Consider the following 24,524-nt stretch of genomic DNA (forward strand, 5'->3'; position numbering starts at 1 on the left):
ATCACAATGCCCCGTTGGCAGATGCTCATACTTCCGAATCGAAAATGATCGTGGCGTTGCCCCACAGCGTGCCGTTCATGCCGGGCTTCAAAAAATCCAGAAACCTGGGAGAGATGAAGAAGCGCAACATGCCTTGTTTGCGATCGACATAACGGCTGGGCTCGAACGGTCCAAGCCAGGTGTTGTAAGTCAGCGTGCCGGACCAGCCATCGGTATTCCCGGGGCCGACAATGCCGGGTGGCATCGTCAGCCGGACCTGGAACTTGGAGAAGCCCACCTGGTTATTGCCTATGTTGCAGTCGGACCCTCCCAGAGAACTGCACTGCAACATCACCTTGAAACGCGATGAAGCGGACAGGAAAAACGGCTGATTACGGAAGATGTCGGTCGGCCTGCGGCCGCTGTTGATCCACTGTTGCCAGCCGCCTGCCGGCTCCAGCGCAATTTTGTTTCCGCCAGGAGGCAGCTCGACTTTCAGCGTGTGCTGTACGTCCAACACGAAATCCAGAGTCAGATCGCTATCTTCCGGCACCATCGTCGTGCCCATCTGAAAATCACCATCGGGGCCCATGGTGTAGGACAACGACCCGGTGTAGAGCCCTGATGACATACCCAACGGATTGGGCGTTCTCAATTCATAGGCAAAATCGAGGTTGACGAATGACATCGACGGAATCGTGTACGCGGCGACCTTGGTACAGGCAGCCTCTTCCGGTGCCTTCCAGAAAAACCTGTAGGTTGCCGATGTATATAACCCTACACCGCTGTATTGACACGGAGCCGGAACATAGACCCAACTTCTACTGGTCCAGAGTTGCTGATGTCCCTCCAGGGGGGTCGCCGCGCCTGTCAGTTCGGCCGCCGGATGGCTCAGGACATAGGTGGACCCGATGCCGATGATTCGCACTTCAACGGTTTCGGTTTCCTGCGTATCCCGATTGGTGACGGTCAACCGCCGCCAATTGGCCGGAACCCTCACTCCCAGACTGTCGCCAGGGGCGAAGGGCCGCGTGGACGTGAACCGCACCGGCGTTTGAATACTGAACATATTGTGCGCCGAGCACTGACCCGGATAACTCGCGCAATAGCCACTGTTGGGCGTCTTGTTGACAAAAACATTCTTGTTTGGCTGCGAGGGGTCTGGCTGGAACAACGCTTTTATTTCATGAGTGGCTGCCTCGGCCGAAAGGCTCAACGCCGTTAGTAAACCCAGCCAGTACTTTGTCGCTTTCATGGCATCAACCCGCCTTCTGTTCGATGGATGCGAGATCGGCGAGAGTGTCGGGCGTGCAGCGCAGGTCACCGATCATCAACACATTGTTTTCGCTGCGGTGATCCCTCTCGTTGAGACGGAACTGGCACAGCAGGTTGTTATCCCGGCGCACTTCCAGCGTCGGGGAGCCAGCATTCATTTCCATCGAGAAGAACCCGTCGACTTCGGTCACTCCGCGACTGGCGTGGTTGATCACGTGATGGCCCCTGAGCGGACGCCCCTGCGCATCCACCAGACGACCGAGGACAGTGAGGGTTTTCATCACCCGGATCTGCCGGTAATCCACGCCGCCCTTGTTCAGGTGATAGCGGGTCCGGGCCGGAGCGATGGTCGCGGCGGGCACATGGTTGCCCTCGAAGTCGAAGCTCACGGAGCTGTTCTGGTACGCCGTCAGCGGAATGAAATTGCGCCCCGGCTTCAATGAAGCACCGCCGCCGCTGAGGTCGTCGGCCCGCAGGACAATCCCGTCAATGTCCGATTCCACATCGACGATCATGCCGGCGCCGCGCATCTCGTATTCGCTGGTCATCAGCATTTTCTGCCCGCCCACCACCAGCGTGCTGTCGAGGTTCAGGCCGCCGGTGAACTTGTTGTTATAGGACGAACGCTGAACGAAACCGTCGCCATTGACCGTGTCGGTGCGGAAGTTGGCCAGGCTCGACAGGCCCATGCCGTAGGTATCGCTCAGCGCGGTAACCGATACGTTCTGCAGCACGTGATCCTTGAAGTCCTTGCGCCAGCCCAGAGAGGCGTTGTTGTCGCGACCGCCATCACGGTCGGTGCGTGAACCGATGCTGCCGGTCAACTGCTGGCCCGGCGCGCCGATGGCGAGGTTCAGGCTGAGATCGACACCCCGGCTGCGATCATTGCCGCTGCTGAAACTGCCGGGACGATCGAACAGCGACAGGCGCCAATTGGCATCGTTGCCGAACAGCACGGCACGGCGGTTCCAGCCCAGATCCACGCCGAAGCCTTCGACGTTGCCTTCACTGTGCGAAACCCGGGCGTTGAGGGAGTTGCGCTGATCGACGCGATGATTGATCGCCAGCGAAGAATTGCTGGTCTGGCCGACGAACACGTTGCGTTGGCGCACACGGGTGCCATCGGGCAGGGTTTCGTAAAGATCGGTGGTGTCCAGCCAACTGCGGGTGTGGCTGAAGATCAGGCTGCCGGAGCCATAGTTGTACAGGCTCTGCAGGTCCAGTCCGGTGCCGTAGTCCCGGGTCTGGTAGACGTTGGCATACAGGCTGAGATGGTTGGCCAGCGTCCAGTCGATGGACGTGCCGTACTGCAGTGTTTCCCGGATCTGGCGTGCCGACAGCCCGAGAATCACCCGCGGGTGCGCCAGGTAGTTGATCGAAGCGCCGGCCGTGGGACTGCCGCTGGCCTGTTGATCCCAGTTGCTGAGCAGCTTGCTCTCTTCGCCGGCGAACAGGTTGTAGCGCCAGCGCTCGTCGAGGTTGCGCCAGTTGTTCGGCTTGTAGACCAGCTCCTGAGTGGTGGAGGTGATCTGACCGTCTTCGATCAGCCGCACTTCCACTTCATAGATGCCGCCCGGGAGCGGTCGGGTATCGAGGGTCTGCAATCCGGCCGGCACCGACTGCGTGTTGATCAACAGGCCGTCGCGGTAAATCTCCACCGAGCCCTGACGGTTGGCGGTGACATAAATCGGATAAACGCTGGGCATCGCGTTGTTGATGGCCAGACTGTCGGAGCTGCCGTACATCACACCGACCGCCGTGTCGGGGCTGGTGCCGAATGTACGCGGCTGACGGGTCAGGCCTTCGGAATTGGGGGTGAAATAACCCAGGCGAAAGAAGCTGCCTTGCAGCTCGCGTTGGGTGTAAAGCTCGTGCACGGCGTGGTACAGCTTGTCGTCGGGACCGCCCATGCGCGCCAATTGCATGTTGAAGGTCTGGCTCCAGTTACCCAGGCTGCCACTGGCCTCCAGACCATAGCGCCCACCCAGGTCCTGATCCTGGCCACCATTGAGGTTGAGCTGATTGCGCACCATCAGGCCGCTGCTGCCTTCGAGGGGTTGATCGTGAAAACGCTTGGCCTCGAGATCGCGCTCGGCATTGCGGGTGAGGATCGAGACCAGGGAACTTTCGAGGTTGTAATGCACGGCCAGCACATCATTCGGGCACGCACCGGAGCAATCGCCCAATGGCACGCCGGGCTTGAGATAGGCTGCCCACTTTTCCCGTTCAGCCGGGCCGTAGCGGTTTTCGCTGGTATCGGTGAATTCGAGCAAGGTGATGCGGTCATCGCGTGACAGCACGACCAGAGCTTCTCCCAAAGGCTGCTGGTCAAGCTCGACCCGCACGGCCAGGGGCACGTCAAAGAAATGCTCCTCGAAATCCGCTGGCAAACCTTTGGCTTGCGCCAGCAGACTGCGGGGTGTCGAACCCGCGGAAACAGGTGCCGCCGTCGCACCGGCACAAAACAACAGTGCAAGCGCGACCGCGATGGGTGTCATCGGGAACATGAACTCTTACTCTGATTTCGAACAAGTTGAAGTCCGGCGGGACATTGGGGAATGGGTGTCCCGCCGGGAAACGCTACCGAGCGGTCAGCGCAGCTGCCCGATCAGAGCGCAGCGATCGGCGGTACAGCGTCGAAGGTCAGCGCGACAACACCGGTGTAATCACCCGAGGGGAAAGAGCTGCCTGTGGCGCGGATTTTGATCGGTGCGCGATAGTTCACGTCGGACTCGGACTCACCCACGACCATTTGTGGAGTCAGGGTCAGTACTTTGTTGTTGAACGAAACTTCCAGCGGGATGGTTTCGCTTCCATAGATCAATTGCGGAACACTTTCCAGGCTGGCGTGAACCGAACCGTTGTTGTTGCGCACATCGAAGAAACCATTGATCTCACGCATTTTGCCGGTGCTTGGCTGATAGCTCATGTCCTGGTCTTTGTTGACCAGATCCGTATCAGTTGGCACCACGTAGAAACCATTGGTCGGCACATGGGCGATGAGGCTGATGGAGTGGCGCGCTTCACCGGCAGCAAAGGTCACGGAAGAGCTGAGGGCGAGGGCAGCGAGAGAAGCGGTGATTGCGATTTTCTTGAACATCGATCAGTACCTGTTTTCTTTTTAAGGAATCGAAACATTGAAGTTCAGCTCACAACGGCCGATAAGGCCCGAGACACTGAAGTTCAACTCCGCGGCATGATCAACGCTTGTAGATTAAATGTAAGCAGGCAACTTCCTACGCACTTGTAGTTCAACACCCTTACAACTCGAAAGAAAAAACATTCAAAATCACAAATTCAATAAAGTGACTGTAAGCAATTCCCTACCTACAGTTTCAAGTCAAAAACATTACAGCACTTTCAGCACGCTCCAGTAGTACTTTCCTCAAGTTTTAGAATATAAGCTCAACGATTAATAGAGTCATAGCTTTAACTTCATGGTTATTTCTGCGTGACCGGTCTTTTTGGCAAAAAAAACATTTGAAACCCTGCTCACGCGCTTCGACCGCTCGTCAGCGACCATTCCCTTTCGAAGAAAAAGGCCTTGCCCGGCCTGAAAGATATATCTTAAGTTGTATCTAAATACGACGAGAGAGGACTGAAATGAGAGACCATCATTCCCCCACCGCGACCACGGCGACAGCCGTGACGGCTTCGAAAAACGCCACGGCCGCGAGCGCGGCGGTCGCGGCCCGCGGGTTTTCGCTCCCGGTGATCTGAAATTGCTGCTACTGGCACTGATCGCCGAACAGCCGTGCCACGGCTACGACCTGATCCGCCAGATCGAAACCATGTTCGACGGCGCCTACAGCCCCAGCCCCGGCGTGATCTACCCGACCCTGACATTCCTTGAAGAGAGCGAAATGATCACCGGCGACGCCGAGGGCGGCAAAAAGCGCTACGCCGTGACCGATGCCGGCCGGCAATCCCTCAGCGAACAAGCGGTGGCGCTGGACGGCGTGCGCATGCGCATCGACGTCAGCAAGCGCTCGCTACGCGGTCACGACCGGCCGCCGGAAATCCATGAAGCGGTACACAACCTGCGTCATGCCTTGCAGATGCACCACGGGCGCTGGAGCCCGGAAGAAATCCTGCGGGTGCGCGACCTGCTCAACGACACCGCCAAAGCCATCGTCGACGGCCCTGCCGTTCAATCTGCCCCGGAGAAAGCCGAATGACTGAAGTCCAGACCCAAGGCATCCACCGTGTGATGCATGAAATCAAACGCCGCCGGCTCGAGGTTCTGCGGGTGGTCGACCTGACCCCGCGCATGCGCCGCATCACCCTCGGCGGGCCGGAACTGGCCGGGTTCATCAGCCTGGGCACCGACGATCACGTCAAACTGTTGTTCCCGCAGAACGCCGAACAGGCCGCCGCGCTGGAAACCCTGGTGCTCGGCGCCGGCAAGAGCGACGTGCCGATGCCACCGATGCGCGACTACACCCCGCGTCGTTACGACCTCGACAAGCTAGAGCTGGACATCGATTTCGTCCTGCACGGCGACGGCCCTGCCTCGACCTGGGCCGAACAGGCCAAACCGGGACAGTTCCTGCACATTGGCGGCCCGCGTGGCTCGATGATCGTGCCGGACATCTTCGACAGCTACCTGCTGATCGGCGACGAAACCGCCCTGCCCGCCATCGCCCGCCGCCTCGAAGGCCTGGCGGCCAATCGCAAGGCGCTGGTGGTGATCGAAGTGGAGAACGGCAAGGAGCAGCAAACCCTGGAAAGCGCGGCGCAGGTCAATGTGATCTGGGTGTTGCGTGAGGGCGGCAAAGACAATCTGCTGGCCACCATCAAACAATTGCAGGTGCCCAAGGGCAATCTGTATGCGTGGGTGGCGACGGAAACAAAAGTCTCGCGGCAGATCCGCCGGGTACTGCTCGATGAGCACGGGCTGGATGAGCAGTTCGTCAAAGCCGTCGGCTACTGGCGTGCCGAAGGCTCGGAAGAAGAGTGAATACGCGCGGCGGCGCTGTTAAAGGCGCCGCCCTTGCCAGCGATCAATCCCGATCACCAGCAACGCCATCAGCACAAAGCCCAGCAGAATCCCCCGGCATTGACGAACACCTGTGGATAACCCAGCAGCGCCACGTCAATGAACGGATAGGCGTAAGCCCCCAGCAAATGCCCGCGCAACAGCGCATAGGCGAAGTACACCAGCGGATAGATCAGCCACAGCGGCAGGTGCTTCAGACGCAGGGTGCCCTTCGGCACACACAACCACCAATAAGCCAGAAACAGCAGCGGCATCACGTCGTGCAGCAATTCGTCAGCGATAAACTGCCAGCCCTGCGGATGCCACAGATGTCTCAGCAGAATGCTGTAGGCCAGGCCCACCACCGCAATGCTGACGGCAATCCCGCTGCTGACCCGGGGTTGCACAAACCACTGGCGCGCAGCGGATTCGCGATGGGTCACCGCGCAGGTCAGCACCACCGCCACCAGGGTGTTGGTGATCACGGTGAAGTAGCTGAAGAAACTCACCAGCCCGCCCAGCAGGCTGGCGCCGACACTCAGCCGTGCGAAGAAAATCAGGTACAGCTGAATCCCCAGCCCGGCCCAGCCCAGCACCGCGACCGAAGCGATCAGGCGTCGCCGCCATAGGGCGTTCATCTCAGAGCGGTCGCTTGGTGCGCATCAGCTTCACGTACAGACGCTCAACCTTTTCCCGCGCCCATGGCGTCTTGCGCAAAAAGGTCAGGCTCGACTTGATGGTCGGATCGCTCTTGAAGCAGCGGATGTCGATGCGCTCGGCCAGGCCCGACCATTCGTAGTGGGTTACCAGTGCATTGAGGATCTGTTCGAGGGTCACGCCGTGCAGCGGATCGGGATTGTGGTCGTTCATGCCGGGCCTTTGGGCGAAGTGAAAATGCAGAAGCCGCGCACCTTAGCCGAGGGGCAGAGCCGGTGGAAGGCCTTCCTTCAAATGTAGGTGAACCGCACAAGATCGCAGGCTCCATCATCCCGGGCAATGTGATCGATTGCCGCACTGTTACCGAATCCGAAAGGGTTCATGTCTGCAAAAGCACTTTGTGTTTTTGTAACAGGACATTATCCTGCCGCCCTTCTGCTGAATCGCTTCACTGCCTGCGTCAAATCGTAGCGGCCAGCTTATCCCCAAAAAGATCAAGAAAGACCTATTCAATGCTCGATTTTCCGCTCTCCAGAGACAGCGCTATCTCAACCCTGCGCCTGATCGGCGGCTGCACCGCCCTTGGCCTCGCCACCTGCACCCAGGCCGCCTCGGCCTTCGACAGTGAATCACCGTGGATGCTCGGTGACTGGAACGGCACCCGCAGCGAACTCTCGGCAAAAGGCATCGACTTCAAGCTCGACTACACCGGTGAAATGGGCAGCAACCTGCACGGCGGCTACGACCACGACCGCACCGCGCGCTACAGCGACCAATGGGGCCTCGGCACTCATCTGGACCTGCAAAAACTGCTGGGCTGGGATGACGCCGAATTCCAGCTGACCGTGACCAAACGCAGCGGCAACAACATCAGCAACGACCGCATCAACGACCCGCGCGTCGGTGGCTTCACCTCGGCCCAGGAAGTCTGGGGCCGTGGCCAGACCACCCGCCTGACGCAGATGTGGTACCAGCAGAAATTCTTCGATCAGAAACTCGACATCAAGGTCGGCCGCTTCGGCGAAGGCGAAGACTTCAACAGCTTCCCGTGCGACTTCCAGAACCTGGCGTTCTGCGGCTCGCAGGTCGGCAACTGGGTCGGCGGCATCTGGTACAACTGGCCGGTCAGCCAATGGGCAATGCGCGTCAAATATCACCTGACGCCGGAGCTGTACGCGCAAGTCGGCGCCTATGAGCAGAACCCGTCGAACCTCGATCGCGGTAACGGCTTCAAACTCAGCGGCAGCGGCACCCAGGGCGCGATCCTGCCGATCGAACTGGTATGGAAGCCGAAACTGAACGGCCTGCCGGGCGAATACCGCGCCGGTTATTACTACAGCAACGCCAAGGCCACCGACGCCTATAAAGACAGCAACGGCCAGCCGGCGGCCCTGAGCGGCGAAGCCTATCGCAGCGCTTCAAGCAAACACGGTGTATGGCTCGGCGTGCAGCAGCAGATCACCAGCGTCGCCAGCGACAACTCTCGCGGCTTGAGCGTGTTCGCCAACGGCACGATGCACGACAAGAAGACCAACGCCATCGACAACTACGTCCAGGCCGGCGTGGTCTACAAAGGCCTGTTCGACGCCCGCGCCAGGGACGACATCGGTTTCGCTCTGGCTCGGGTTCACGTCAATCCGGCCTATCGCAAGAACGCCGAAGCGACCAACCAGGCCCGCGCCGTCTACGACTACGACGATCCGTCCTACCTGCCGCCGCAGGACACCGAATACAGCGCCGAACTCTATTACGGCGTGCACGTCACGAACTGGCTGACCGTGCGCCCGAACCTGCAATACATCCGCCATCCGGGCGGCGTGGACAAGGTCGATGACGCGCTGATCGGCGGGATCAAGATCCAGTCGTCGTTCTGATCGACACCGCCCTGCACGAAATTTAGCTAGCTACACAAGTTTTACTTGAACCATGCCCACGCCAAATCGTCATCTACAGTGACTACAGCGCGGGACTACATAAACGTCACGGAGAATCACACTATGAGCACTGAAGGTGCTTCGAGTCGAAGCCGTCTTCTGCCGAACCTGCTCGGCATTCTGCTTCTACTGATGGGCCTGGCCATGCTGGCCGGGGAATCAAGCTGAGCACGCTCGGCGGCTCGCTGTACTACCTGCTGGCCGGCATCGGCATCACGCTGACCGGCATTCTGATGTTGATGCGCCGTCGCGCAGCACTGGGCCTGTACGCCATCGTGCTGTTCGCCAGCACCGTCTGGGCGCTGTGGGAAGTCGGCCTGGACTGGTGGCAACTGGTGCCGCGTCTGGCGCTGTGGTTTGTCCTCGGCTTCGTGATGCTGCTGCCGTGGTTCCGTCGTCCGCTGTTGCTCGCAGGCCCTGCGCCGATGGGCACCGGTGGTTTGACCGTGGCCGTGATTCTGGCCGGCGTCACCGCTCTGGCCAGTCTGTTCACCCACCCGGGCGAAACCTTCGGCGAACTGGGTCGCGACACCGCCGGTACCACCAGCACCGCGCCAGCCATGCCCGACGGCGACTGGCAGGCCTATGGCCGCACCGAGTTCGGTGATCGCTACTCGCCTCTGAAGCAGATCACCCCGGCCAACGTCGGCAAGCTGCAAGAAGCCTGGCGCATCCAGACCGGCGACCTGCCGAGCGCTGATGACCCGGTCGAGCTGACCAATGAAAACACCCCGCTGAAAGCCAACGGCATGCTCTACGCCTGCACCGCCCACAGCAAAGTGCTGGCGCTGGACCCGGACACCGGCAAGGAACTGTGGCGCTTCGACCCGCAGATCAAGAGCCCGGTCGGCTTCAAGGGCTTCGCCCACATGACCTGCCGTGGCGTGTCGTACTACGACGAAGCCGCGTACGCCAAGTCGCAAAACGCTGCGTCCGCCGTCATCTCCGAAGCCGGCAAAGCCGTCGCCCAGGCCTGCCCGCGTCGCCTGTACCTGCCGACCGCCGATGCACGCCTGATCGCACTGAACGCCGACACCGGCAAGATCTGCGAAGGCTTCGGCACCAACGGTGTGGTTGACCTGACCCAAGGCATCGGCCCGTTCACCGCCGGTGGTTACTACTCCACCTCGCCAGCCGCCATCACCCGTGATCTGGTGATCATGGGCGGCCATGTCACCGACAACGAGTCGACCAACGAGCCATCGGGCGTGATCCGCGCCTTCGACGTGCGCGACGGTCACCTGGTGTGGAACTGGGACAGCGACAAGCCTGACGCCACCGAGCCTTTGGCCCCGGGCGAGACCTACAGCCGCAACTCGGCCAACATGTGGTCGCTGGCCAGCGTCGATGAAAAACTCGGCATGGTTTACCTGCCACTGGGCAACCAGACGCCAGACCAGTGGGGCGCCGACCGCACCCCGGGCGCCGAGAAATTCAGCGCCGGCGTCGTCGCCCTGGACCTGGCCACCGGTAAAGTGCGCTGGAACTACCAGTTCACCCACCACGACCTGTGGGACATGGACGTCGGCAGCCAGCCAACCCTGCTGGACATGAAAACCGCCGACGGCATCAAGCCTGCACTGATCGCCCCGACCAAACAGGGCAGCCTGTACGTCCTCGACCGTCGTGACGGCACGCCGATCATCCCGATCCGCGAGATCCCGGTTCCGCAAGGCGCCGTGAAAGGCGACCACACCGCCCCGACCCAGGCCCGTTCGGACCTGAACCTGCTGGCCCCGGAACTGACCGAAAAAGCCATGTGGGGCGCCAGCCCGTTCGACCAGATGCTGTGCCGCATCCAGTTCAAGGAACTGCGCTACGAAGGCCAGTACACGCCTCCGTCGGAACAGGGCAGCCTGGTTTATCCGGGTAACGTCGGCGTGTTCAACTGGGGCGGCGTATCGGTCGACCCGGTTCGCCAGATGCTGTTCACCAGCCCGAACTACATGGCCTTCGTCTCGAAAATGGTGCCGCGCGAAAAAGTCGCCGCCGGCAGCAAGCGCGAGAGCGAAACCGCTGGCGTGCAACCGAACACCGGCGCGCCATACGCGGTGATCATGCACCCGTTCATGTCGCCACTCGGCGTACCGTGCCAGGCCCCGGCCTGGGGCTACGTCGCCGGTATCGACCTGACCACCGGCAAAGTCGTCTGGAAACGCAAAAACGGTACCAGCCGCGACAGCTCGCCAATCCCGATCGGCTTCACCCTGGGCGTGCCAAGCATGGGCGGCTCGATCGTCACTGCCGGCGGCGTCGGCTTCCTCAGCGGCACCCTCGACCAGTACCTGCGCGCCTATGACGTGAACACCGGTAAGGAACTGTGGAAATCGCGTCTGCCGGCCGGCGGCCAGGCGACCCCGATGACCTACACCGGCAAGGACGGCAAGCAATACGTTCTGCTCGTTGTCGGCGGTCACGGTTCGCTGGGCACCAAGATGGGTGACTATGTGATTGCGTACAAACTGCCGGAATAAGTTTTAGCGGCGGTAAAAGCAAAGGCGACGCCCTGCCAAGGGTGTCGCCTTTTTTGTGGGCGCCAATCGCCAATCGATATAAAAGACTGTCAACTCTGACAGGCGCGGTTCTGCTCATTTGCTCCGATCATCAACCCTGAGAAGCGGTTGAATCATGGAGCCAGCGATGCCCGCCCCCCACCACTTTGGCAACCACTGGATCGAGTCTCTGGTCAACGGACAGACCCGGCTCCATCAGTTGCCCGCACACCTTGCGCCCGATGAAGCCAACCTGATACGACGCGAGGCCCTGCAACGAATCAACGGGTCGTCCCTGCAGGCGATCGGCGAATATCAGCACGACGCGCGACCGGTTCATTGCGAGAACCGCATCGGCTCCATACAGATTCCGCTGGGTGTCGCCGGACCGCTGCTTGTCAAAGGCCAGGCCATTACGGCTCAGGAACCGGTCTATGTGCCCATGGCCACCACCGAAGGCGCGCTGATCGCCAGCACCTCGCGCGGTTGCCGCGCCTTGCATGCCGCCGGCGGCGCCGTAGTGCGGGTCGAGGACGTGGGCATTACCCGCGCGCCTGTGTTTCGCACCAGCGGCATTGAACAGGCCCAAACCTTTCTCGCCTGGATTCGCGACCACTACCCGCAGATCAAGCAATGTTGCGAACAGGACAGCCACTATCTGCAATTGCAGGAAATCGTGCCGGCAGTGGTCGGCAGAACGATTTACCTGCGTTTTCGCTTCCACAGCGCCGATGCCATGGGCATGAACATGGCAACCCTTGCCTGCGACCGAGCGATTATCCAGTTGATCAGCCCGGAAACAGGCGTGCCCTGCATCAGCATCTCGGGCAACTATTGCACCGATAAAAAAGCGGCAATGGTCAATTTCCTCAACGGACGCGGCCAGCGCATTCATGCCGAAGCCCACCTGAGCGCCGACATCCTGCGCGATATTCTCAAAACCAACTCCACCGACCTGTGCGAACTGCAATACCGCAAGAACCTGCTCGGTTCCGCCATGGCCGGCGCCATCGGCCACAACGCCCATCACGCCAATATCCTCGCCGCGTTTTTCATCGCCACGGGTCAGGATGTCGCTCAAGTGGCTGAAAGTGCGGTAGGCATTACGTGTATCGAAGCCTGTGAACACGGAGCCATTTACGCCTCGGTCCTGTTGCCGGACACGCCGTTGGGAACAGTCGGCGGCGGTACCGGGTTGTCCACCCAGCGCGAAGCCCTGGCCTTGATGGGGATCGTCCCGGGCAGTAAAAAACCAGGCGTCGACACCCGGCGGCTGGCGGAAATTCTCGGTGCGCTGGTACTGGCGGGGGAACTGTCGATCATGGCCGCCCAAGCCTCGCATCAGCTGGTTTCAGCCCATCAGCGATTGGGGCGCTGAGCATGCCCGTGATCCATGCCAGAGCGCCCGGCAAAATCATCCTGATGGGGGAACATGCCGCGCTGCATGGATGTCCGGCCATTGCCTGTGCCGTGGGGCTTTACTGCAACGTGTGGATATCCCCGCACGAGAGCCGGCAGATCGACGTGCAACTGCCCGACCTTGCGTTCCAGCACCGCTATGACCCCGAGCAATTGGCCGACTACATCCGCCATGTTCGTCTGGCCTGGGCGCATTATCGGCGCGTCCCGAGTACCTCCAGTTTTGCGCGACTCAACGTCAGCGCCCCCGACCACCTGATCAAATGCGCCATGGGTGAAATCCTGCTGCGACTCGCGCCCGCCAACTGGCAGGGCTTTGTCCTGCGGGTGCAATCACAGATTCCGACCGGCGCCGGCTTCGGCAGCTCCGGCGCACTGGCCGTCACGCTCATGGCTGCACTGTCACAGCTGTTCCGGCTGACAGAAGCCGATTGTCCGCTCGAACAGTTGGCCCTGGCGGTTGAACGCTATCAGCACGGCGAACCTTCGGGCATCGACCACAACACCAGCCTGCTGGGCTCGGTTGTCATAGGCCGGCGTGACGCGCAGGGCCCGTTCAATCTGCGCACGCTACCCGACAGCCCTGTGCTCCTGCCGCCCGGCACGTTGCGAGTGTTCAACACCGGAACCGCCCGCGAGAGCACCGGCCAAGTCATCGCCGCCACCCGATACCGGCTCGAAGGTGCCAACAATCCATTGCTGGCCAGCATGCAACGCAATACCGAGCGCTTCTGTTCGCTGCTGCAACAATCGCGACCGATGCCGGAAACGCTTCGTGCGGTGATACGCGATTACCAGGCGGATCTGGAAAAGCTGGGCGTCGTCCCCGCCGCCGTCGCCCGGTTGATTCGCTCGATAGAAAACGCAGGAGGAGCAGCCAAAATCTGCGGCGCGGGAGCCCTGACCGGTCACCAGGCCGGCGCGCTGCTGGTGACGGGCGCAGAAGAGGTGCCGCAGCTTTCGCGGTATCAACGAATCGACGCACCGCTCGCGGTGGCGGGACTCGAGATCATCCGTTCATGAATCGCACCAGCGTCTCGTCCCCGGCCAACATTGCACTGATCAAGTATTGGGGCATGCGCGACGCTCACAACACCTTGCCCAATAACGCCTCGCTTTCGATGACCCTGAGCCGCTGCGTCAGTATCTGCACGCTGGCGCCATTGCCCGGTGGCTCGGCCGATGAATTTCTATGGAAAAACAGGCAAGGCGCACTGGTACCGGCCGATCCCACCCTGCGCGCCGGGATCGAACATCACCTGCACGCCTTGCGCGAACATTTCGATCACTGGCAACCGCTACGCATCGCAACCACCAACAGTTTCCCGACCGGCGCCGGCATCGCCTCGTCGGCAGCGGGTTTCAGCGCACTTGCAGCGGCATTTGCCGTGTATCGCGGACACTCGCTGACGCATCCCACCCTCAGCGATCTTGCGCGCCTGTCCGGCTCCGGCTCGGCGGCGCGCTCGGTCTGCGGTGGTTTTGTGCAGTGGCCCGGCAATGCGCAGCTGCTTTCGGGGCCGGCCCTGCAAATCGCTCCCGCACGCCACTGGCCACTGCATGATCTGATCGCCGTGGTCGATGCCCGACACAAAACCGTCAGCTCCCGCCAGGGTCATCTGCTCGCCACCAGCAGCGAGTTTTATCCGACCCGTTTGAAGCTGCTGCCGGAGCGTCTGGAACAAGTGCACCGCGCCATTCTCGAACGCGACTTCACCCGACTGGCCGATGCCGTGGAGCGCGAAGCCATCGAACTGCACCTGATCGCCATGACTTCGCAGCCACCGGTTTTCTATTGGCATCCGGCGACACTGGCCGTGCTGGAACAGGTCCGCCAACTGCGTCGCGAAGGCCTGGACGTCTGCGCCACCCTCGACGCCGGCCCCAACGTACATGTGCTGTGCACGCCACAACATTCCCCCCGCGTGTTTGCTGCACTGCGCAAACTGCCTGACATCCAGCGCTGGATACTCGATAGAGCGGGCGACGGGCCCCGGCGGCTGGAGCAGCATCTGTTCTGATGCTTGCGTCCTACAGATGAGGTGTTTTTTGGGGACGATTCCGACAAGTCGCGTCGGTTGTCCCTAGGAAACGGGGTGGATAGGCTTCGGGGGTCGCTGAAACATTCAGCGATGGGGCGTCGCGGCCCGATAACTGATGCATAATCGCCAACCTCACGGCACCCCGGTGCCTGTTGTTTGTGTCATGGCGGCTGTGCGCGGGATACCTTCTCTGGAGGTATGCCGATTCCTCAGTTATCGGTCCGCGAACCCGCGTACAGCTGCCACCTCAGATTGCGTCGCGGCAATCGAAGGCAGCTCCAACTTCACCAACTGAGTATTCACCATGAAAAAACCAACACCCAATCCCCCCGAATCAAACGACGCATCGCCCTACGAATCGCCAGATTCCAAAAAACTCCACGAAGCCGCCGAGCGCGCCCTCGACCACTACCTGAAACCCAACGCCACCACCCTGCGCTTCCATAAACCCAGCACCATGTTCCAGGCCGCCCCCGATCAGGACAGCGAAAGCCTGCTGGTGCACGCCTGCGAATCACTGGCACAGGCCAGCCTCATGACCAGCGACATCGCCGCACACATCGACCTCCCGCAGCGGCGGACGATTCTGGCCATTCAGCAAATCATCATGCTGGCTGAACTGGCGGTGAATCGGGTGCTGGATAATGTTGAGGTTGATCGGTATCCAGCCTGATTATTGAAAATACCGCTGCGCGAAGAAGGGCTTGTGGTGCGTTCTGCCTGAGGCACCACGAGCCCTTCCGACCGTCATATCCGTTGTTTTTTGACAATGCCCGGAGCCAGCCGGTTTTTATCTCACCCTGATCATTTGCAGATCGTGTTCAAGCATATTGATCAAGTTCTGCAGGTATTTGAATCGCTTATCTTTTTTCTCCCAACGATCAATGAACAGCAAGCCGTGATCGTTGACCTGGATCGGTGTCTCGACGATTTCACCGGTCCTGGATTTATGCACCAGACGGAGCGCACTCGTGTCTGAACTGTCGATCATGAACATCCCGGCACCGGTCAGTTTGCTGCGGCTGACAGACTGCACCGGGACTGGTTTTTCCCCTCCGGCGACGGCCACCTCCATCAAGAAATCGCTGCGCAGGGCGCGGCTAGTGGTTCCCATCCTGCCGGCCACAACTTCCCACCCCCCGCGATGGATACCTTTGGCCAGTTCCGGAGCGGTGTCGCGCACATGGAGACTGACTGCCGAGAGGGTATCCGCCAGCCCCGGTACACCCAGGTTGTAATTGGTGTGGGCACTGCCGATCAGGGCCACCCATTTATGCGGTCCGTGTGCCAGTTGGTCGGCTTTGATCACCTGAGTGGCGAAATAGCTGAACATCTCGTTGCGAGAAATATCGGTGTCACGCAAGCCCTTGACGTGGTACGACGCCGTGCAATCGAGTGCCCTGATACGGATGTTGTACTTGGCCGCCGCCTGACAGACCTCTGTGTACGTATCGTTACCGGCATGGGTGGGCATCTGGCCACGGTCCTGAACGCGCAGATAAGCCTTCAGTCGGTCCGGCATGCGCTGTGTCCGGTAAAAAACATCCAGGTCAGCCTGATGCAGATCGGTGAACAGATGCTCCATGTACAGCGTGTCATACCCGGCTTGCTTGAGCGCCTTCATGTGTTTTTTCAGCAGCACTTTGCTCGATACGTCGCTATGGGCCTCGCCGATCAGCAGGTTCAAGCGTCCGTCAGCCAACTGCCGCAAAAAACCTTCGAATGAGGTGTCTGAGGTGATTGTCGGGAGCCTGGCAGCTGCGGGGGGAGTGTACTGAGCAAAAGTGTCCCGGGCTTTTTTCCCGAGACGCTCGCGGTTGGTGATGAATGCATCATGCGCCGGTCTTTCTTTAGGTGCGGACGGGGAATAACGTGAATCCAAGGCATGGCGTTGGTGCAACATGTTCGCGATATCGTCACGCAGGGAGGCCGGGATATCGTAGTCGCTGAAATGCTCGACAACAGAAGCAATCGGAGCGGGCCTGGAGACGGGCTGGGGAGCCTTGTATGCCGTCGGCCATTGCACACGATAATCGCCCTTGGCAGCCGCATCCCCCGCGTTTGTCCCGGCCGAATCGAGGCTGATACGTGCTGACTGATCCAGGGCAACGTCTTCTACACGCACGGCGACAGCAGCATGCAGGTCAGCCAGGCCAGGGGTTTTGTCGGAGGTGCACATGCGTGATTGTTCAGTGAGAACCACCCAGCGCTCCTCGGGCGCATCGGCGATATCGGCGGCCAGCGTCTTGTGTGAATAGAAATTTCTGATGAGGTTGCTTCGAGGGGTCAATGGCGAGACATCGGCCAGGACCAGAGCCCCGTCCAGGTTGTAGCTGGTCGAAGCATCCAGCGCATGGATTTTCAGACCTTTTTCGCGAGCCGCACGCACCAGTGCCAGATACGAGTGTGGTGCGTCTTTCTCATGTCCCAGTGCACGGTCGACGGCTTCAAGATGAGTTTTGATGTGCTTCCAGGTTCCACCCTTGTTCATTTTTGCCAGCTTGACATTGAAGACATCACCCGCCAGGTATTCCACGTAAAGCCGCTTGTAGCCGTGACTGACGAGTGCGTCCAGATTATCGATCAGCAGTTGTTTGCTGGCGATCGAATCGGGCCGGGCGCCGATCACCAGATTTTTCCCTTTGACAGTATCGCTGCCGATCAACCGGGCAAATGACAGGTCGCCGGCGACTGCCGGGACTTCGGCGCGGGCTGCCAGCGGGGCAAGTCCGGCGAAATGAGCAGTGGCGTCTGCGCTGAGCTTTTCGACCTGCTTGAGGTATGCGGTGCGTGTCGAGGCAAGCTCATGGGCGGCGCCTTCCATGACGACGGCGGGCGTGATGGCTATATCGTCCTGACTGCGCAGGAGGATGTTCTGCCTGGTTTGCGGATTCATCACCGTTTCGATGCGTTCCCGGTACTTGGGCTCTACGCCATAGTCCTTATACGGTCCGGGGGTCTCTGGTACAGGCTCATACTTGGGCGCTCCACCGACCATGCCACTACGTACCAGAACGCCATCGGAATTGCGCACGGTCAGAATGCCGGTAGAAACGAGTTCGCTGGAATCCGGCTTGAACCGATAGAGCAAATAACGACCGAGTTCGTCAGGACTGTTCCTGGTATAGAACAGTTGGTTTCTGAAAGACACCACATGCATGTCTTTCAAATGAGGTTGGGTTGCCACGTCATCAATCACGGCCATGACATGTTCCAGTTGATTTCTGGCGCTGGCACTGGAGAGGCGTGGCAGCAAAAGACTGCGTGTGGGTTTGAGCGGTTTCAACATCGGACGCAGGTCGGTCAGTACCGCCCCGGCACTGTTGAACAGATAGCCGAGCCAACGCTCAAAAGCTTCACCGTGGTCACCCTGGCGATAGGCGTGCAGGGCGAGCATGCCGTCCTTGAAAGCCAACAGCAGACCGCTACTCAGGCTCAGCAGCGGGAACGGCGCAGTGGCAATGGCGGTGAACAGTTCGACAGTGATCCATACCAGACCGGCGATCATTCCGGCACGGCTGGTGGTGGTCGCGTTAACGTCGTCGATCCGACGTTGCAGCTTCATGTTGTAAAGGGCAAAGCGCAGATCACTGACTGCCGCGACCGCGTGGGTCGAGTCGTAACGCGCAGGGCTGGGTGTCGTTTTATTGAGGCCTGCGGGCAGCTCCTTCCTGATATTTTCAAGGTACTTGCTTACACGGGGCCGGGCGCTGACGCTGACTCGCGAGACCAGGTATTCGAGCATGCCGGACAGCTGTTTAAGCAGGTAGTTGAACAGCCGCGCCTCGCGAAAAACCACGCCGTCGGGCGCATCGGGTGTGTAGAGCAGGACCGGGTTGTCGCCGTGGCTGAACAGCCACGTATCGATCACCCACTCGCCGTCGATCATCAGACGGTGAAGCGCATAATTGGTGCGCGTGGCACCTGAAGTCTCACCCATACTGTCAATACTGCGCTCCAGCCATTGCAGGTCATGACTGGCAATATGGCCTTGCAGCTGGCACTCCAGCGCGGCGTTTTTCATCTGGAGCCGGGTAATCGCCAGGGTCGCATTACGCCTGAAGTCATAGCCTTCGCTTGTCGAACTTTGCAGCTCGGCCTTGACTTTGTCGATGTAGCGTTGGCCGATCCATACACCGGTGACCGAACGCGCGACATTCTCTGCGGTCAGGTTGCTGATATCGATCCCCTGCGGACCTCTGAAGCGCGCCGAGCGGGAAAATTTTTCATCGAGAAAACCGACGCCGTCGGCGTAACCGTCGCGATAAAGCTCCGTGTACGTCAAAGGTGCCGGTGTCCACGAGGGCATGATGGAGGTCGGCGAGAATGCCCAGACGGTATCCGGGTCGACATCGTTGGCCGTGCGTTTGAGCAAGCGATTCAAGCTTATTTTTGCTTGCTCGTGCACATAGTCATCAAAGGTCGGAAAGCGACTGCCCGACAAGGCGTGGCTAATGAACGCACGCAAGACTCCGTCGGCGCCTTCGCCATGGGTCGTCAGTTTCCGGCGGTTGACGGAGGTGGTCGAGCGATACCACAACGGTGTACTGAAATCGTAGTCGTCGGTCCGTGTAGCGAGCATGTGCCTGGCCATCGCACCAAGGCAATCAAGATGACTGCCGTGAGCGAACGTGACCTTGTGATGCTCGTGCGCCTCTGGCTTGAAACTCAGTCCGGACAACACCTGGCGCACCTTCTGGCGAAAACGCATGGGCGCGCGACGGATCAGATAGCCGGCCATGCTGTCGGCGACACTTTGCCGGGCCCAGCCAAGCAAGTGAGTCTGGCATTCGAGCTCACTGTCGAAAGCCTGGAATTGCTGCTCTCGCGGCGCCTCTGGCGTACACAGCAACAACCGTTTGATCGCGCCGCCGTCATCGTTCTGGCACAGCACCCACAAGTCCTGTAACTGTGCGCCGTGCAGCGACACGGTGGCGGCGCGCAGGCGGGAATCGCGGCCGTCACGCAGGCGCTGGATCAGTTGCAGGTCACTGTCGAGCAGATGCCCTTGCAGCACTGCCGTGTGAGCGAGGGCGACGATACGGTGATCGAGCATCTGCTCGATGGCGGACTTGATCGCAGGCCTGGCCTGTAGCGCTTTTTGCAAGTCATAGAAATCAGTTCGAGGCTGCAGTTCCAGGGCTTGCTTGATCAGCCACGCTGGTGTCACGTCAGCGTAGGCTGGTGGCAAAGGCTCGTCATTGTAAGTGAGGGTGGTGTGCTTCAAAAACGCCGAGTCCGGTAATTCATCGCCGGTGTGCGGGCCGCGCAAGGTCAGCTCAAGCAAACTGCTTTGTTGCACATAATTACCGTATCCCGGTACTTGACGAACGGTGGATAGGCTTAATTTTTCGGGCTCGATATCGTCGATTTCCAGATCTTCGCTCAGGCGCTCCAGCCATTGCTGGCGGGCCAGGGCCGTCAGGCTGCCTGCCGGTCCCATCAGGTCGAGCAGGTGTTGCCGCCTCTGCTGGTAGTTGCGCAGGTGCTGCGTCAGTGCGTTTTTTTGCGCAGTGCTGGCGCTCCGATACCAGTGCGGTGCGCTATCGCGCAGATGGCGTTCGAACAAGGATTGCGCGCGCAATTCCATACGCGACGTGAGATCCGGCAATGCGGCGGCAATTGCGCGCTCCAGGGCCGCGAGCAATAGCGTGGGGTCTTGCAGCGGGTTATCGGAGAAGCTCAAGGCGCGCTCGATATCCTGCGTACGTTTTTCGATCAGCGCATCGTAGATGTGTTCGAACAAGGGCTTGCTGTCGATCGGTACGAGCGACAGCGGCCAGATACCTGCTGCGCCCACAGCGTGATAGCGCGTCGGCAGCATGTGCATGAATTCTTGGCTTGCACTGGCCTGGTTCAGTGACGCGCGCAACTGGTTGTCGAGATCAGCCAGGGAATTGAAGAATTCGATGCCCCTTGCGGGGGTGAACAGCAACGCGTAACCCATGCCTTGGTCTGTCTGCAGATCCTTGACCTGGCGGGTGTTTTTTTCCGTGACGAGGAAGGCGCCGGCCAGCTCGACGATGGTGTCCTGGTAGCTGAACTGCAGCGCGTAAGTGGCTGGACGCAGCATAGGTACCCTATTGAGTTTTTGAAGAAGCTCGCCGGCTTGCGGGTGCAGCAGGCGGTCGCTGACGGCTTGCCTTGCTTCGTTGCCGATGGCGGTGAAGCCCGCGTCATATACGAGGAAGCTTTTCGCCGGTTTGCCGTCGATGCGGTCGCGCATGTCCATGCCGGCCAGTTGGCTAGCCAGTCCGTTTTTCAGCGTTGCGATCAACTTTTTGCCGTCGGCGCTTTTCAGATCGCTGTTTTCCACCACCTGATACAGCGCGCGACTGCGTTGCAGGTAGCTTGTACGGTAGGTTTTCAGTTGCTCATCGAGGCGTTTCAGGAAGGCCTGTTCGCTGGTCGGTTTCTGTGCGGGAAGCAATGGGGTTGGGGTATTGAACAAATAATGGGCGATCACGTTGAGATCGTTTTTGATCTCTTCGGGTGTGGGAGGGGTGGTGATACTCATTGGCACACGTCCATGTTGAGAATGAGGGCGCAGCATGGCGAAGGGCAGTCCTGACAAGGTGGTACACATACACTTCCAGACGAGGTCCTAAACCTGTCAAAGCCCTGAACACACAACCAGAAACACCCACCCCATTGAAACCACCAAAACCCTGCCCCATCTAACAGCCATACCCCATTGCGCAGGTGCCCCATGAGCGACCAGCAAGAATTCCCCGAGAACCCCGACGACATCACCGAAACCGACGCCGAACACATCGAACACCACGTCCCAGGCAAAGGTCTGGCCCTGCCCGGCCAGAACCTGCCGGACAAGGTGTACATCATGCCGATCCACAACCGCCCGTTCTTCCCGGCTCAGGTCCTGCCGGTCATCGTCAACGAAGAACCCTGGGCTGAAACCCTCGAACTGGTCAGCAAATCCGAACACCACTCCCTGGCCCTGTTCTTCATGGACACGCCCCAGGAAGACCCGCGCCACTTCGACACCAAGGCACTGCCGCAATACGGCACCCTGGTCAAGGTGCACCACGCCAGCCGCGAAAACGGCAAACTGCAATTCGTCGCCCAGGGCCTGAGCCGCGTCCGCATCAAGACCTGGCTCAAACACCACCGCCCGCCGTATCTGGTGGAAGTCGAATACCCGCACCAGCCCACCGAGCCGACCGACGAGGTCAAGGCCTACGGCATGGCGCTGATCAACGCGATCAAGGAACTGCTGCCGCTCAACCCGCTGTACAGCGAAGAGCTGAAGAACTACCTCAACCGCTTCAGCCCCAACGATCCGTCGCCGCTGACCGACTTCGCCGCCGCCCTTACCTCGGCGACCGGCAATGAGTTGCAGCAAGTGCTCGACTGCGTGCCGATGCTCAAGCGCATGGAAAAAGTCCTGCCGATGCTGCGCAAGGAAGTCGAAGTTGCGCGCCTGCAGAAAGAAATCTCCGCCGAAGTGAACCGCAAGATCGGCGAGCATCAGCGCGAGTTCTTCCTCAAGGAACAGCTCAAGGTCATCCAGCAGGAACTCGGCCTGACCAAGGACGACCGCAGCGCCGACCTCGAACAGTTCGAGCAGCGCCTGGAAGGCAAAGTCCTGCCGACCCAGGTGCAGAAGCGTCTCGAAGAAGAGATGAACAAACTGTCGATCCTCGAAACCGGATCGCCGGAATACGCGGTCACCCGCAACTACCTCGACTGGGCGACCTCGGTGCCGTGGGGCGTGTACGGCGAGGACAAGATCGACCTCAAGCACGCGCGCAAGGTGCTGGACAAACACCACGCCGGCCTCGACGACATCAAGGACCGGATCCTCGAATTCCTCGCGGTCGGTGCCTACAAAGGTGAAATCAGCGGCTCCATCGTGCTGCTGGTCGGCCCGCCGGGCGTGGGTAAAACCAGTGTCGGCAAATCGATCGCCGAATCGCTCGGCCGGCCGTTCTACCGTTTCAGCGTCGGCGGCATGCGTGACGAGGCCGAAATCAAGGGCCACCGCCGCACTTACATTGGTGCGCAGCCGGGCAAACTGGTGCAGGCGTTGAAAGACGTAGAAGTGATGAACCCGGTGATCATGCTCGACGAGATCGACAAGATGGGCCAGAGCTACCAGGGCGATCCAGCCTCGGCGCTGCTGGAAACCCTCGATCCGGAACAGAACGTCGAATTCCTCGACCACTATCTGGACCTGCGGATGGACCTGTCGAAAGTCCTGTTCGTCTGCACCGCCAACACTCTGGATTCGATTCCCGGCCCGTTGCTGGACCGGATGGAAGTGATTCGCCTGTCGGGTTATATCACCGAAGAAAAAGTCGCCATCGCCAAGCGTCACCTGTGGCCGAAACTGCTGGAAAAGGCCGGCGTGTCCAAGGGCAGCCTGAGCATCAGCGACACGGCGCTCAAGGCCTTGATCGACGGTTACGCCCGTGAAGCCGGCGTGCGTCAGCTGGAAAAACAGATGGGCAAACTGGTGCGCAAAGCGGTGATGAAGCTGATCGACGACCCGAAAGCGGTGATCAAGATCGGCCCGAAAGATCTCGAAGCGTCCCTCGGCCATCCGGTGTTCCGCAACGAACAGGTGCTGTCCGGCACCGGCGTGATCACCGGCCTGGCGTGGACCAGCATGGGCGGCGCGACTCTGCCGATCGAAGCCACGCGGATTCACACGTTAAATCGTGGTTTCAAACTCACCGGGCAACTGGGCGATGTGATGAAGGAATCGGCCGAGATCGCCTACAGCTACGTCAGCTCGCACCTCAAATCCTTCGGTGGCGATACGAAATTCTTCGATGAAGCTTTCGTCCACCTGCACGTGCCGGAAGGTGCAACACCGAAAGACGGCCCGAGCGCCGGCGTGACCATGGCCAGTGCCTTGCTCTCCCTCGCTCGTAACCAGCCGCCGAAAAAAGGCGTGGCGATGACCGGTGAATTGACACTGACCGGGCATGTACTGCCGATTGGCGGGGTGCGCGAGAAGGTGATTGCGGCGCGGCGGCAGAAGATTTTCGAGTTGATTCTGCCGGAGGCGAATCGCGGCAACTTCGAGGAACTGCCGGATTACCTGAAAGAAGGCATCACCGTGCATTTCGCCAAGAAGTTTGCGGATGTGGCGAAGGTGCTTTTCTAACCCTCCCCTGCTGATCGTTCCCACGCTCCGCGTGGGAATGCATCCTTTGACGCTCTGCGTCACGCTTGCAAAGGACGCAGAGCGTCCCGGGCGGCATTCCCACGCGGACGCGTTCGACGCCTCGACGTGGGAACGATCACGCCAAGCCTGGCGTTGTCACACTTTGTCTCATCTTCAGTTATGCTCGCCGTTCGTCGCCAACGCCGGAGCCTCTGAATCCATGTCCCCCCTTCGCCTGTTTGTCCCCCTGTCTCTCGCCCTGCTGGCCGCCTGCGCCACGCAACCGAAAACCAACGTGACCGTGGAAAAACAGAGCGAATGCCCGGTGCAACTCACCAATGGGCAAAACCTGATCGTCATGCTCCCGAGCAACCCCACCACCGGCTACCGCTGGGCTATCCAGGATTCCGCCGGCGGCGTATTGCGCGCCCTCAGCCCCGAGGTCTACAGCAATCCGGAAGATGCCGGCGTGGTCGGTGCGGCCGGTCTCTCGACCTGGCGCTTCCAGGCTTTCGCCACCGGCACCGGTCGTCTGCGTCTGACTTCACAGCAACCATGGGCACCGGAAGTGTTGCCGGTGGAAACATTTGACTGCGCCATTTCGGTGAACTGATC

At 60.1% G+C, this 24,524-nt stretch carries 13 protein-coding genes and 3 pseudogenes; 10 read left to right on the forward strand and 6 right to left on the reverse strand.

Annotation, left to right across the window (positions count from 1 at the left end):
• Positions 1–25: 25 nt before the first annotated feature.
• The 3 genes from I5961_RS22740 to I5961_RS22750 form a co-directional block, all read right to left on the reverse strand.
• Positions 26–1,234: a hypothetical protein gene (locus tag I5961_RS22740; RefSeq protein WP_227233439.1), complete on the reverse strand. Its 1,209-nt coding sequence runs from the start codon at positions 1,232–1,234 to the stop codon at positions 26–28.
• 4 nt (positions 1,235–1,238) lie between these two features.
• Complete coding sequence (locus tag I5961_RS22745) at positions 1,239–3,761, reverse strand: TcfC E-set like domain-containing protein (protein WP_227233440.1); 2,523 nt, start codon at positions 3,759–3,761, stop codon at positions 1,239–1,241.
• Between the two features lie 101 nt (positions 3,762–3,862).
• Positions 3,863–4,354, reverse strand: coding sequence for a CS1 type fimbrial major subunit (locus tag I5961_RS22750; protein ID WP_227233442.1), 492 nt, complete (start codon positions 4,352–4,354; stop codon positions 3,863–3,865).
• 503 nt (positions 4,355–4,857) lie between these two features.
• Here I5961_RS22750 and I5961_RS22755 point away from each other — a divergent pair.
• Together I5961_RS22755 and I5961_RS22760 are read left to right on the forward strand one after the other, a co-directional pair.
• Positions 4,858–5,432: pseudogene (locus tag I5961_RS22755) on the forward strand (PadR family transcriptional regulator).
• The gene (locus I5961_RS22760; RefSeq protein WP_085699773.1) at positions 5,429–6,214 is read left to right on the forward strand and encodes a siderophore-interacting protein; all 786 of its coding nucleotides are present in this window, start codon (positions 5,429–5,431) and stop codon (positions 6,212–6,214) included. The pseudogene I5961_RS22755 and the gene I5961_RS22760 overlap by 4 nt, the downstream one beginning before the upstream one ends.
• 18 nt (positions 6,215–6,232) lie before the next feature.
• On the opposite strand, the pseudogene I5961_RS22765 reads toward I5961_RS22760, so the two are convergent.
• Positions 6,233–6,870 (reverse strand): annotated as a pseudogene (locus tag I5961_RS22765) (Pr6Pr family membrane protein).
• A 1-nt stretch (position 6,871) separates the two neighbouring features.
• Positions 6,872–7,102 (reverse strand): VF530 family DNA-binding protein, encoded by a 231-nt coding sequence (locus tag I5961_RS22770; RefSeq protein WP_007956650.1) that lies wholly within the window; start codon positions 7,100–7,102, stop codon positions 6,872–6,874.
• Positions 7,103–7,401: 299 nt separating this feature from the next.
• Between I5961_RS22770 and I5961_RS22775 the strand changes: the two genes are divergently transcribed.
• The 6 genes and pseudogenes from I5961_RS22775 to I5961_RS22800 all read left to right on the forward strand — a co-directional run bounded on the left by I5961_RS22775 (position 7,402) and on the right by I5961_RS22800 (position 15,449).
• A complete protein-coding gene (locus I5961_RS22775; RefSeq protein WP_227233444.1) occupies positions 7,402–8,763 on the forward strand; it encodes a carbohydrate porin in 1,362 nt (453 codons plus the stop codon).
• Between the two features lie 123 nt (positions 8,764–8,886).
• Positions 8,887–11,297, forward strand: a pseudogene (locus tag I5961_RS22780) (glucose/quinate/shikimate family membrane-bound PQQ-dependent dehydrogenase).
• Between the two features lie 166 nt (positions 11,298–11,463).
• Complete coding sequence (locus I5961_RS22785; RefSeq protein WP_227233445.1) at positions 11,464–12,693, forward strand: hydroxymethylglutaryl-CoA reductase; 1,230 nt, start codon at positions 11,464–11,466, stop codon at positions 12,691–12,693.
• Positions 12,694–12,695: 2 nt separating this feature from the next.
• On the forward strand, positions 12,696–13,757 hold the full coding sequence (locus I5961_RS22790) for a mevalonate kinase (RefSeq protein WP_227233447.1): 1,062 nt from the start codon (positions 12,696–12,698) through the stop codon (positions 13,755–13,757).
• The gene (mvaD, locus tag I5961_RS22795) at positions 13,754–14,755 is read left to right on the forward strand and encodes a diphosphomevalonate decarboxylase (protein WP_227233448.1); all 1,002 of its coding nucleotides are present in this window, start codon (positions 13,754–13,756) and stop codon (positions 14,753–14,755) included. Before I5961_RS22790 ends, mvaD begins: the two co-directional genes overlap by 4 nt.
• Before the next feature lie 325 nt (positions 14,756–15,080).
• Complete coding sequence (locus I5961_RS22800; protein WP_227233450.1) at positions 15,081–15,449, forward strand: DUF6124 family protein; 369 nt, start codon at positions 15,081–15,083, stop codon at positions 15,447–15,449.
• Positions 15,450–15,566: 117 nt separating this feature from the next.
• Here the strand turns inward: I5961_RS22800 and I5961_RS22805 are convergent, their stop codons facing one another.
• Positions 15,567–21,293 carry a membrane-targeted effector domain-containing toxin gene (locus I5961_RS22805; protein ID WP_227233451.1) on the reverse strand — a complete coding sequence of 1,909 codons (5,727 nt, stop codon included), beginning with the start codon at positions 21,291–21,293 and terminating at the stop codon, positions 15,567–15,569.
• Between the two features lie 192 nt (positions 21,294–21,485).
• Here I5961_RS22805 and lon point away from each other — a divergent pair, with 192 nt between their 5' ends.
• Entirely contained in the window at positions 21,486–23,909 is a 2,424-nt protein-coding gene (gene lon / locus I5961_RS22810) for an endopeptidase La (RefSeq protein WP_085699790.1), read from the forward strand.
• A 220-nt stretch (positions 23,910–24,129) separates the two neighbouring features.
• Positions 24,130–24,522, forward strand: a complete 393-nt coding sequence (locus I5961_RS22815) for a protease inhibitor I42 family protein (protein WP_085699792.1) — start codon at positions 24,130–24,132, stop codon at positions 24,520–24,522.
• The last annotated feature ends 2 nt before the right edge of the window (positions 24,523–24,524 follow it).

Origin of the sequence: Pseudomonas sp. IAC-BECa141 (assembly GCF_020544405.1) — a bacterium.
GTDB lineage: Bacteria > Pseudomonadota > Gammaproteobacteria > Pseudomonadales > Pseudomonadaceae > Aquipseudomonas.